11 protein-coding genes are annotated in these 11,071 nt (G+C 71.6%); 7 read left to right on the top strand and 4 right to left on the bottom strand.

Annotation, left to right across the window (positions count from 1 at the left end):
• Positions 1 to 34 precede the first annotated feature (34 nt).
• Positions 35 to 1,189 (top strand): DUF2786 domain-containing protein, encoded by a 1,155-nt coding sequence (locus tag ACWED2_RS39505; protein ID WP_449695631.1) that lies wholly within the window; start codon positions 35 to 37, stop codon positions 1,187 to 1,189.
• 3 nt (positions 1,190 to 1,192) lie between these two features.
• Here ACWED2_RS39505 and ACWED2_RS39510 read toward each other — a convergent pair whose 3' ends face one another.
• A complete protein-coding gene (locus tag ACWED2_RS39510) occupies positions 1,193 to 2,380 on the bottom strand; it encodes a DUF6986 family protein (protein WP_449695632.1) in 1,188 nt (395 codons plus the stop codon).
• Positions 2,380 to 3,957, bottom strand: coding sequence for a malate synthase A (gene aceB / locus ACWED2_RS39515; RefSeq protein ID WP_449695633.1), 1,578 nt, complete (start codon positions 3,955 to 3,957; stop codon positions 2,380 to 2,382). Before aceB ends, ACWED2_RS39510 begins: the two co-directional genes overlap by 1 nt.
• A gap of 112 nt (positions 3,958 to 4,069) precedes the next feature.
• On the opposite strand from aceB, the gene ACWED2_RS39520 reads away from it, so the two are divergent.
• Entirely contained in the window at positions 4,070 to 4,846 is a 777-nt protein-coding gene (locus ACWED2_RS39520; RefSeq protein ID WP_449695634.1) for an IclR family transcriptional regulator, read from the top strand.
• A gap of 43 nt (positions 4,847 to 4,889) precedes the next feature.
• On the top strand, positions 4,890 to 5,042 hold the full coding sequence (locus ACWED2_RS39525) for a hypothetical protein (RefSeq protein WP_449695635.1): 153 nt from the start codon (positions 4,890 to 4,892) through the stop codon (positions 5,040 to 5,042).
• Here ACWED2_RS39525 and ACWED2_RS39530 read toward each other — a convergent pair.
• Positions 5,035 to 5,535 carry a GNAT family N-acetyltransferase gene (locus ACWED2_RS39530; protein WP_449695636.1) on the bottom strand — a complete coding sequence of 167 codons (501 nt, stop codon included), beginning with the start codon at positions 5,533 to 5,535 and terminating at the stop codon, positions 5,035 to 5,037. The genes ACWED2_RS39525 and ACWED2_RS39530 overlap by 8 nt on opposite strands.
• Positions 5,536 to 5,670: 135 nt before the next feature.
• Here ACWED2_RS39530 and ACWED2_RS39535 point away from each other — a divergent pair, with 135 nt between their 5' ends.
• Complete coding sequence (locus tag ACWED2_RS39535) at positions 5,671 to 6,162, top strand: hypothetical protein (protein WP_449695637.1); 492 nt, start codon at positions 5,671 to 5,673, stop codon at positions 6,160 to 6,162.
• Here ACWED2_RS39535 and ftsY read toward each other — a convergent pair.
• On the bottom strand, positions 6,159 to 7,448 hold the full coding sequence (ftsY, locus tag ACWED2_RS39540; RefSeq protein WP_449695638.1) for a signal recognition particle-docking protein FtsY: 1,290 nt from the start codon (positions 7,446 to 7,448) through the stop codon (positions 6,159 to 6,161). The genes ACWED2_RS39535 and ftsY overlap by 4 nt on opposite strands.
• A gap of 139 nt (positions 7,449 to 7,587) precedes the next feature.
• Here ftsY and ACWED2_RS39545 point away from each other — a divergent pair, with 139 nt between their 5' ends.
• The 3 genes from ACWED2_RS39545 to ACWED2_RS39555 all read left to right on the top strand — a co-directional run bounded on the left by ACWED2_RS39545 (position 7,588) and on the right by ACWED2_RS39555 (position 10,963).
• Positions 7,588 to 8,796, top strand: coding sequence for an anhydro-N-acetylmuramic acid kinase (locus ACWED2_RS39545; protein WP_449695639.1), 1,209 nt, complete (start codon positions 7,588 to 7,590; stop codon positions 8,794 to 8,796).
• Positions 8,797 to 8,811: 15 nt separating this feature from the next.
• Positions 8,812 to 10,377: a sodium:solute symporter gene (locus ACWED2_RS39550; protein WP_449695640.1), complete on the top strand. Its 1,566-nt coding sequence runs from the start codon at positions 8,812 to 8,814 to the stop codon at positions 10,375 to 10,377.
• Positions 10,378 to 10,462: 85 nt separating this feature from the next.
• A complete protein-coding gene (locus tag ACWED2_RS39555; protein WP_449695641.1) occupies positions 10,463 to 10,963 on the top strand; it encodes a DUF3455 domain-containing protein in 501 nt (166 codons plus the stop codon).
• Positions 10,964 to 11,071 lie beyond the last annotated feature (108 nt).

Below are 11,071 nucleotides of genomic sequence, written 5' to 3' on the forward strand. Positions count from 1 at the left end.
ACGCCCGCCCGGGTCGCTGCGGCAGACTGGCCGGGTGGGCAAGCGGAAGCAGGTCCGCGTCGGCCCGCCACCGACGACGGCCGAAGAATTCGGCGGCGCGCTGTTCGCTGCTGGACCCGGCGATGCGGACTGGCTGGCGCCGGACCTCACTCTGCCGCCCGAGCTCGCCGAAGCCGCGGACCGGGTGGGGCAGCAGCTGGTCGCCCGGGCGTGCCGGGCCGGCTGGCTGCCCGAAGACCTCCACCAGGCCGCCCGGCGGCGCCTCGACGAGTTCGCCGGCTCGTACCTGCTCGACACTCTCGCCGCCTACGCCGGGCAGTTCACCGCGCTGCACCCCGGGTGGCGGGCGCAGCTCGACGCCGTGGGCGCCGTCCGCTGGTGGACCGGGACCGAGCCGCACCTGCCGCAGTGGGCGGCGAAGCACATCCTCACGCCGTCCGAAGCCGTGGCGGCGGTCATCGAAGCCTTCGGCCTGCTCAAGACGCTGCCGGCGGTGACCGTCGTGCTGCCCGCGCCGGGAACACCGTGGGAGCGTCCGGCCGGTCACCACGTCGACGACAAGAAGCTGAGCCGCGTCCGCGCGCTGCTGGCCAAGGCCGAGTCGAGCTCGTTCCCGGAGGAGGCCGAGGCCCTCTCGGCGAAGGCGCAGGAGCTGATGACCCGCCACGCCCTCGACCGGGCGCTGGTCGAGGCGGCCGACGCCGCGCCCGAACGGCCCGCGGCCCGCCGGATCTGGCTCGACACGCCCTACACCGACGCGAAGTCGCTGCTGGTCCACGTGGTCGCGAAGACCAACCGCGGCCAGGCGATCTTCGATGCGCGCTGGGACTTCGTCACCGTCGTCGGCGACGAGGACGACCTGGACGCCGTCGAGTTGCTCACGACGTCGCTGCTCGTCCAGGCGACCCGGGCGATGATCGCCGACCCGGCGGGCCGGTCCCGGGATTTCCGGAAGTCGTTCCTCGTCTCCTACGCCACCCGGATCGGCGAGCGGCTCGAGCGGGCGGCGGAAGCGACGATCGCCCAGGAACCGGGCTTGCTCCCGGTACTGGCTTCCCGCGAGAAGCAGGTGGCGGCGGCGTTCACCGAGCTGTTCCCCGAAGTGGTGAACAAATCGGTGACCGTGCGCAGCCACGAAGGCTGGGGCGCGGGCCGCGCGGCCGCCGACCGCGCCCGCCTCGACGAGTGACCCTCACACCTCGCGGCGGGCGTACTTCTCCAGCTCCGGGCGCCCGAAGGGCAGCTCGCCTTCGTCGAGGGCCCCGCAGTCGAGCCCGCGCAGCAGGTACACCGCCAGCGCCTGCGCGGTCGCCGGTTCGTCCAGCACTCCCCCGGCCTGCTTGTCCGCGTACGCGCGCAACCGCTGCACCGCCTCCGGGAACCCGGCGCGGTAGAACGTGTACGTCGCCGCGAAGCGGGTCGGCAGCTGGTGCGGGTGCAGGTCCCAGCCCTGGTAGAAGCCGCGTTCCAGGGATCTGCGCACCAGGCGCAGGTGTTCGGCCCACGCCGTGGGCAGCGCGTCGCCGATCGGGAGCTTGTTCGTCGAGCCGTCCGAGAGGCGGACGCCGGTGCCGGCCGCCGAAACCTGCATCAGGCCCTTGGCCAGGTCCGCCGCCGGGTGCTCCATGCTCTGGTACGCGGCCGCGATGCCGAGGCCCGCGCTGTAGTCGTAGGTCCCGTAGTGCAGGCCCGTGCACCGGCCTTCGGCGGCGTGCACGATCCGCGCCACCGACAGCGTCCCGTCGAGGTCCACAATGGACTGCGCGGTCTCGATCTGGACCTCGAAGCGCAGCGTGTTCCCGGGCAGGTCATACGCGGATTCCAGCCGGGAAAGGACGTCCGCGGCGACCGAGACCTGCTCGACGGCCGTCACCTTCGGCAGCGTGACGACGAACCCGGGCGGCAGCGGGCCGTTGTCCAGCAGCGCTCCCAGGAACAGGTCGAGGGTGCGGATGCCGCGCCGGCGCGTCGCCGCTTCGAAGCTCTTGAACCGGATGCCGCAGAACGGGGTCCCGCCGGTGGTCGCCAGGGTCTGCCCGGCCGCGCGCGCCGCGGCGTCCTCGACGTCGTCCGGGACGCGGCCGAAGCCGTCCTCGAAGTCGATCCGCAGGTCTTCGATCGGCTCGGTGAGCAGCTTCGCGCGGACGCGCTCGTACACGCCGGCGTCGGCGCCGAGGAGGTCGCCGTGCTCGATGAACACGCGCATCGCCTGCTTGCCCCAGTCGGCCACCAGGCGCGTCTTGTACTGCGAGGCCGGGACGTACACCGTGTGCACGGGCTGGCGCCCCGGCCGCTCCCCCGGGTACGCCGCCGCGACGCGCGCGTCGGCCTCGGCCAGGCGCGCGTCGGCGGCGTCGTAGACGTCCTCGGGCAGTCGCACTACTTGATCTTCTCGTACGCGGGCAGCGTCAGGAAGTCCGGGAACTCGTCGGCCAGCGCGACCTGCTCGAACAGCTCCACCGCGGGCTCCAGCAGCTCCGGCTTGAGCTCGCCGGCCAGCTCGCCGCGGACGTCGGCCAGCACGCCGCGCACCAGCTCCGCGGTCACCGTGTCGCCACTGTCCAAAGTGGTCCCGTTCTTGACCCACTGCCAGATCTGCGAGCGCGAGATCTCGGCGGTGGCGGCGTCCTCCATCAGGTTGTGGATGGCCGCCGCGCCGTTGCCGCCCAGCCAGGAGGCGATGTAGCGGACACCGACGTCGACCGCGGCCCGCAGGCCGGCCGCCGTCGCGCTGCCCGGTGTCGAAGCGACGTCGAGCAGCTGGTCGGCGGTGACGCTGACTTCGTCGCGAGTGCGGTCGAGCTGGTTCGGCTTGTCGCCGAGGACCTTGTCGAACTCCTCCTTGCAGAGCTCGACCATGCCCGGGTGGGCGACCCAGGAGCCGTCGAAGCCGTCGCCGGCCTCGCGGGACTTGTCCGCGTGGACCTTCTCGAAGGCGCCCTTGTTGGTCTCCGGGTCCTTGCTCGGGATGAACGCGGCCATGCCGCCGATCGCGAAGGCACCGCGTTTGTGGCAGGTGCGCACGAGCAGCTCGGTGTAGGCGCGCATGAACGGCGCGGTCATGGTGACGGAGTTGCGGTCCGGCAGCACGAACTTCTCGCCCGCGTCGCGGAAGTACTTGATGACGCTGAACAGGTAGTCCCAGCGGCCGGCATTGAGGCCCGAGGCGTGCTCGCGCAGCTCGTAGAGGATCTCCTCCATCTCGAACGCGGCCGGGATGGTCTCGATCAGCACGGTGGCGCGGATGGTGCCGTGCTCGATGCCGAGGGTCTTCTCGGCGTGGGTGAAGACGTCGTTCCAGAGCCGCGCTTCGAGGTGGCTCTCCATCTTCGGCAGGTAGTAGTACGGGCCCTTGCCGCGCTTGAGCAGTTCGGCCGCGTTGTGGAAGAAGTGCAGGCCGAAGTCGACCAGCGCGCCGACGCCCTCGCGGCCGCCGAAGGTCAGGTGGGCTTCGGGCAGGTGCCAGCCGCGCGGGCGGACCACGATCGTGGCGTGCTCGACGTCGTCCTTCAGCGCGTAGCTCTTGCCGCCGCTTTCCAGGGTGATCGTCTCGCGGACGGCGTCGTACAGGTTGACCTGGCCGGAGACGACGTTGTGCCAGTGCGGGGTGTTGGCGTCCTCGAGGTCGGCCAGCCAGACCTTGGCGCCGGAGTTGAGCGCGTTGATGGTCATCTTGCGGTCGGTCGGCCCGGTGATCTCGACGCGGCGGTCGCGGAGCGCCTCCGGGGCCCCGGCGACCTGCCAGTCGCCGTCGCGGATCTCCTTGGTCTCCGGCAGGAAGTCGAGCCGGCCGGTGGTCCGGGCCTCCTCGCGGCGCTTGCTCCGCGCCCGGAGCAGCTCGTCGCGGCGGCCGGCGAAGGCGTCGTGGAGGCCGGCGAGGAAGGCGAGCGCCTCCGGCGTGAGGATCTCGTCGCCGCGCTCGACCGGGTCGCCCAGCACCTGGACTTCAGAAGACATGGGGAAACACCTCGAGGGTTCGGATCTTTGGATAACGGCCCTACGGTTTTCTACCAGCCGGACTATAGTTTCTGCATAGCGGAAGCTCAACGCCGACGTAAGGAGGGCCACCGTGCCGGCGGAGAAGAACGGTCGCGACGGCGGCGTCCAGTCCCTGCAGCGTGCCTTCGAGCTGCTGGAACACCTCGCGGACACCGGCGGCGAGGCGAGCCTGTCCGAGCTGGCGACGCTGTCCGGCCTGCCGATGCCGACGATCCACCGGCTGATCCGCACGCTGGTCGACCTGGGGTACGTCCGCCAGAACACGAACCGCCGCTACGCACTGGGCGCGCGGCTGATCCGGCTGGGCGAGAACGCGAGCATGCAGTTCGGCGCGTGGGCGCGGCCGCTGCTGGCGGAACTGGTGGAGGAGGTCGGCGAGACGGCGAACCTGGCGGTCCTGGAGCGCGACGAGGTCGTGTACGTGGCCCAGGTGCCCTCGAAGCACTCGATGCGCATGTTCACCGAGGTCGGACGGCGGTTGCTGCCGCACGGGACCGGGGTGGGCAAGGCGATGCTGGCGCACCTGCCCGCCACCGAGGTCCGGGAGCTGCTCTCGCGGACCGGGATGCCCGCGTACACCGAGCACACGTTCACGGACCCGGACGCACTGGCGGTCGAGCTTTCGCGGATCGCTTCGCAGGGGTACGCGCTGGACGAGGCCGAGCAGGAGCTGGGGGTGCGGTGCGTGGCGGTGGCGGTGCCGGGCGCACCGGCGCCGGCGGCGGTGTCGGTGTCGGGGCCGTCCGGACGGCTGACCGCCGAGGCGGTGGCGCACATCGCCCCGGCGGTGCAGCGGGTGGCGGACGCCCTGGGGGCGAGCCTCTCCCAGGCGGCGGTCACGGTCTAACGCTGAATGATCATCCGACCACTCGAACCGCTGGCATGGCCCGATGTCCGAACTGCTCCGCGCCGACGAAGCCCAACGAGCGCCCGCCGAGAAGGCGGCGGCGCTCGACGACGTGCTCGCCGAGCTGGACGCGCGGCTCAAGCAGGTAATTCAGCTCACCGAGCAGCTCGTCGAGATGAAGCTGTCGGCTAAGTGAGCTCCCCTTCCAGCAGGTCCATCAACAGCCCGTCGTGCCAGGTGCCGTCCGGGGCGCGTTCGTAGTTCCGCAGGACCCCGACCGGGCGGAAGCCCACCTTCGTGTACACCCGGATCGCCGTTTCGTTGGACGCCGCCGGGTCGATCGTCAGCCGGTGGTGGCCTTCCGCGAACAGGTGGCGGGCCAGCGCCCGGATCGCGTCCGTGCCGAGGCCGCGGCCGTGGAAACCCGGGTGCACCGAGATGTCGATGCCCGCGTGGCGGTACTGCGGGTCCAGCTCCTCGCAGCTCTGGATCAGGCCGACGACTTCGCCCTCGAACTCGATCACGTAAACGGTGTAGCCCTCTTCGACCTCGTACAGGCCTTCGGTTTCGCGATCCGGGTCGCCCCACCAGCGGGCGACTTCCGGAGTGGCCAGGATTTCGCGCATCCGGGCGCGGTCGGCTGGACCGATCGGGCGCAAGTGCACTCGATCGCCGTGAATGGCGGTCACAATGGGTCCTCTCTCGTAGCGAACGACGGCTTCTGGGCGTCTTCCACGAGGAGGGGCACGCGTGCGTCAACCGGGCATTCCCGGATTCTGCGCCGGGTGCACCGCCGCCGTCATCCGAATATCGCCGGAGGCCGCATGAACACGCACGCGGGCGCCTTGGCCTGGCTCGCGCAGGGCGCCGCTTCGAACCTCCTGGACCGGCTCGTCGACCGCGCGCTCGACGGCTCGCCCGCGTCGCCCGCCTGGCCGGGCCCGGCGAAGACCGCCGCGGGCACCGTCGAGATCACCGTGCGGCACCACGGCGCCGCGAAGGGCCGGACACCGGTGATCCTGACGATGCAGGAAGACGGCGGCCGCACCGGCACGGCGTTCTCGGCGATCCTCGGCCACACGGCCCGCATCGCGGTCCCCAGCGGCCGCTACTTCAGCGCGGCGATGGTGGTCGACCCGGCCCGCCGCACCCTGCAGGGGATCGGCTGGTCCCACCTGACCGTGCCGGCCCACGGGACGTCCCCGTGCCTGATCCCGGTCAACCGCGCGTCGGCGCCGGTGATCCTGCAGCTGGGGTTGCGGAAGGCGGACGGGACGCCGTTGTTCCGGCTGGAGCCGGCGGCGAAGGTCCGCTAACCGAGCAGGGCGTCCACGAACGCGCCCGGCTCGAACGGGGCCAGGTCGTCCGGCCCCTCCCCGAGCCCGACCAGCTTCACCGGGACCCCCAGCTCCTTCTGGACCTGGAACACGATGCCGCCCTTGGCCGTCCCGTCGAGCTTGGTCAGCACGATGCCCGTCACGTCGATGACCTCGGCGAACACCCGGGCCTGCATGAGCCCGTTCTGGCCCGTCGTGGCGTCGAGGACCAGCAGCACCTCGTTGACCTTCGCCTGCTTCTCCACGACGCGCTTGACCTTGCCGAGCTCGTCCATCAGGCCCGTCTTCGTGTGCAGGCGGCCCGCCGTGTCGACCAGGACCGCGTCCACGCCCGTGTCCACGCCGCGCTTGACCGCGTCGAACGCCACCGCCGCCGGGTCCGCGCCCTCCTTGCCGCGGACGACCTCCGCGCCCACGCGCTCGGCCCACGTCTGCAGCTGGTCGGCCGCCGCCGCGCGGAACGTGTCCGCCGCGCCCAGGAGCACCGTTCCGCCCTGGGCCACCAGCACCCGGGCGAGCTTGCCCGTGGTCGTCGTCTTGCCCGTGCCGTTGACGCCGGCCACCAGCACCACCGCCGGCTGCTTCTTGCCGTCGACGGTGTGCGGCAGCGCCCGGACCGCGCGGTGGCCGTCGGTGGACAGCTGCGCCGTCAGCACCTCGTGCAGCACCTCGCGCGCCTCGGCCGAGGAGCGCACCGCCCGCCGGGAGAGCTCGTCGCGCAGGCGCTCGACGATCTGGTTCGTGGTCGCCGCGCCCAGGTCGGCCATCAGCAGCGTGTCCTCGACGTCCTGCCAGGAGTCCTCGTCGAGGTCGCCGGCGCCGAGCAGGCCCAGCAGGCTCGTCCCGAACATCGAGCGCGACTTCGTCAGGCGGCCGCGCAGCCGCTCCATGCGGCCCGCCGCCGGTTCGATCTGCTCGGCGACCGGGGCCGGCTCGACGACCTCTGCGTCCGGCAGCTTGACGTCGCGGACCGTGCGCTGGGCCGAGTCGCGGGGGACCGCCGCGTCGTCGCCCACCGCCGGCTGGCCGTCGACCTCCGGCCGGTCCTCGACCGGGTGCTCGGGGGCTTCGGCCTCGGCCGTGCCGCCGGGCGCGAGCGCGATGCCCCCGCTGGCCGCGTACGAACCGCCCTTCGGTTTCTCCTCGACCTCGCGCCGGTTGTCCAGGCTGATCCGCCGCCTGCGTGCGACCAGCAGACCGGTCACCAGCAGGGCGACCAGCACGACGACGGCGACGACTACGAACAGGAACCAGGTGCTCGACACGGGCCCATCCTTTCATCCGCGCTCCCCCGCGCCGGACACCCCGTCCGCACAGGCAATTCGTCACAACCTGGGTCCCGATTGGGCCAAGACTTCACCAAGTGGGTTGCGTCACACCGGAGCCTCCACTAAACCCCTCCGGATGGGGATGAGAGCGAGCCACGGCTTCCGGGTGATCGGCCTGATTTCGGGCACCTCGCTCGACGGCATCGACGTGGCCGCCGCCGACCTGCACGCCGAAGCCGGCGAGGTCGTGTTGACGCCGCTGGGCGAACTCGACGTCCCCTACCCGGAACCGCTGCGCGAAGCCCTGCTCGCCGCGCTGCCGCCGAACCCGTGCACCGCCGGTGAGCTGACGCGGCTGGACACCGGCGTCGGCCAGGCGTTCGCCGACGCCGCCCGGCGCGGGGCCGCCGAACTCGCCGGCGGCGGCGCGGACCTGGTCGCCTCGCTCGGCCAGACGGTGTTCCACTGGGTCTCCGGCGGTCACGTCCGCGGCACCCTCCAGCTCGGCCAGCCCGCCTGGATCGCCGAGCGCACCGGGCTGCCGGTGTGCGCCGACCTGCGGGCCCGCGACGTCGCCGCGGGCGGCCACGGCGCGCCCCTGGCGAGCACGCTCGACCAGCTGTGGCTGCGCGGCCTCGCCGAGGACACCGGACGGCCGGTCGCCGCGCTGAACCTCGGCGGCATCGCGAACATCACCGTCGTCGCCGAGGGCCGGCCGGTGATCGCCTACGACACCGGGCCCGCCAACGCCCTGCTCGACCTCGCGGCCCACCGGGTCGCCGGGCAGCGCAGCGACGTCGACGGCCGGCTCGCCCTCGGCGGATCGGTGCGCACCGACCTGCTCGCCCGGCTGCTGGCCGACCCGTACTTCGCCGCCGCGCCGCCGAAATCCACCGGCAAGGAGCACTTCAACGCCGGCTACCTCGACGCGGCCCTGGCCGGCCTGGAGGATGTCGGTTCCGGCGACCTGCTCGCGACACTGACCGAACTGACCGCCGTCACGGTGGCCGACCAGTGCCGCAGTCACGGCGTCACGACCGTCATCGCCTCGGGCGGCGGCGTCGCGAACCCGGCGCTGATGGCCGCGCTGATCCGCGCCGTGGGTTCGGCAGTGGTCAAGACCAGCGACGACCTCGGCCTCCCCGGTGCCGGCAAGGAGGCCTACCTGACGGCATTGCTGGGCTGGCTCACCTGGTGCGGCGTGCCCGGGAGCGTGCCGTCGGCGACCGGCGCCCTCGGGCCGCGCGTGCTCGGCGCGCTGGTCCCCGGCAGTGGTCCCCTGATCCTTCCCGCCCCGCTGGGGGGCACCGTGACCCGGTTGCGAGTCGCGGAGAAGTCCGGATGACGGTAGGAGTGATCCATGCGCGGTGTTGACCTCGCCATCATCGTGATCTACCTGGCGGCGATGCCGCTGATCGGCGTGCTCGTCGGCCGGAGGCAACGGTCGGCGGCCGACTACTTCGTCGGCGAGCGCAGCCTCCCGTGGGGTGCGGTGATGCTGTCCGTGGTGGCCACGGAGACCTCGACGCTGACCGTGATCAGCACGCCCGGGCTGGTCTTCGGCAACGCGTTCCTGTTCCTGCAGCTGGCCTTCGGCTACATCATCGGCCGGACGATCGCGGCGTTCGTCCTGCTGCCGCGGTACTTCCGGGGCAACCTCGTCAGCGCGTACGCCTTCCTCGGGAAGCGGTTCGGCTCCGGGCTGCAGGGCACCGCGTCGGTGACGTTCGTGATCACGCGGCTGCTCGCCGAAGGCGTGCGCCTGTTCGCCGGCGCGATCCCGATCAAGGTGATCCTCGGGCACTACGGCATCCACCTGGACTACTGGGTGATCGTCGTCATCCTCACCGCGCTGACGCTGGTCTACGCCTACATCGGCGGGATCAAGGCGGTCGTGTGGGTCGACGTCATCCAGCTCTCGCTGTACCTGGGCGGCGCCGCGGTGGCCGCGATCGTGCTGCTGAACAAGCTGCCCGCCGACTGGGCTTCGCAGGCGTCCGCGGACGGCAAGTTCATGCTCGTCGACTTCACGAAGAACCTGCTGACCAGCCCGTACGCCTTCGTGACGGCAGTGCTCGGCGGCGCGGCGCTGTCGATGGCGTCGCACGGCGCCGACCAGCTGATCGCGCAGCGGCTGCTGGCCACGCGCAGCCTGCGCGACGGGCAGAAGGCGCTCATCGGCAGCGGCGTGATCGTCACCGTGCAGTTCGCGCTGTTCCTGCTGGTCGGGGCCATGCTGTGGGTGTTCAACGGGCGGAAGTCGGTGGCGCAGCTGGGCCTGCAGAGCCCGGACGACGTGTTCTCGCGGTTCATCATCGACGACCTGCCGGTCGGCGTGTCGGGCCTGCTCATCGCGGGCGTGCTGGCCTCGACCATGGGCGCGCTGGCCTCGGCGCTCAACGCGCTTTCGACGTCCACCGTGGCCGACCTCTACCAGCGGTTCACCAAACGTTCACCCGAAGATTCGAAACTGCTGCGTCACGGTCGCATGTGGACACTGATCTGGGCGGTCGTGTTCGCCGTGTTCGCCTCGCTGTTCTCGACGACGAAGAACTCGGTGATCGAGCTCGGCCTGGCCATCACCGGCTACACCTACGGCGCGCTGCTCGGGTCGTTCCTGCTCGGCCTGCTGATCAAGAAGGCCCGGCAGGTGGACGCGATCATCGCGTTCGTCGTCACGGTCGTGGTGATGGCGTTCGTCATCCTCGGCGTGAAGTTCAACGCGAAGACCGGCGGCCTGATCGGCGTCGACTTCAGCAAGGCGGCCGGCGACAAGGTGGCGCTCGCCTACCCGTGGTACACGCTGATGGGCGTGGTCATCACGCTGGTCGTCGGCGGGCTGCTGGCCCTGCGGCACCGGACGCCGGACCCGAAGGCGGCCGAGGCGGAAGCCGTCGGCGAAACCGCGGAGGTGCCCGCCGCCTGATCCGTCTGAACCGTTTCCGGCGGGCTCCCGTGTCGAATTGCGGGAGCCCGCCGAAAAGCGGCGGGAGGATTTCGAAGGTGGATTCATGAAGCGGATGACGGTGGCGCTCGCGGTGGGTGCCCTCCTGGTCGGCGGCGCGGCGACGGCTTCGGCCACCCCGGCGGCCTCGAAGGTGCCGGACGCGGTCAAGGTCCCGGCGGGCAACCGGCCCGTGGCGGCCTATCCCGCGGAGGGCGTGCAGATCTACGGCTGCACGAACGGCGCGTGGACGCTGATCCAGCCCGCGGCGGTCCTGTCGAAGCACGGGAAACCGGTGGCCCTGCACAGCAAGGGCCCGGTCTGGACGTCCATCGTGGACGGCAGCACGGTCGGCGCGGCGGCGGTGGCGACCTCGCCGCGGAAGGACGCGATCCCCGAGGTGCTGCTCAAGGCCAACCTCAACACCGGCGACGGCATCTTCGGCAAGGTGACGTACGTCCAGCGCCTGAACACCCGCGGCGGCGTGGCCCCGACCGGGACCTGCACGGCGGGCGCGCAGACGGCGGTCCGGTACTCGGCCGACTACGCCTTCTGGGTTGCCGGCTGACCAGCGATTCCATGTCTCGGTGAGCGGTCTGCCGCGGCTCTCGTGAGTGGTAATTCGGGTTAGAACCCGAATTACCACTCACGACGGCTTGGGGCGGGTCAGCTGACC

Source organism: Amycolatopsis sp. NPDC005003, from assembly GCF_053600695.1.

Excerpts from the sequence above, each read along its gene's own strand:
- aceB (WP_449695633.1), bottom strand. The coding sequence starts at position 3,957 with ATGTCTTCTGAAGTCCAGGTGCTGGGCGACCCGGTCGAGCGCGGCGAC.
- ACWED2_RS39525 (WP_449695635.1), top strand. The coding sequence starts at position 4,890 with ATGTCCGAACTGCTCCGCGCCGACGAAGCCCAACGAGCGCCCGCCGAG.
- ACWED2_RS39535 (WP_449695637.1), top strand. The coding sequence starts at position 5,671 with ATGAACACGCACGCGGGCGCCTTGGCCTGGCTCGCGCAGGGCGCCGCT.
- ACWED2_RS39545 (WP_449695639.1), top strand. The coding sequence starts at position 7,588 with ATGGGGATGAGAGCGAGCCACGGCTTCCGGGTGATCGGCCTGATTTCG.
- ACWED2_RS39550 (WP_449695640.1), top strand. The coding sequence starts at position 8,812 with ATGCGCGGTGTTGACCTCGCCATCATCGTGATCTACCTGGCGGCGATG.
- ACWED2_RS39555 (WP_449695641.1), top strand. The coding sequence starts at position 10,463 with ATGAAGCGGATGACGGTGGCGCTCGCGGTGGGTGCCCTCCTGGTCGGC.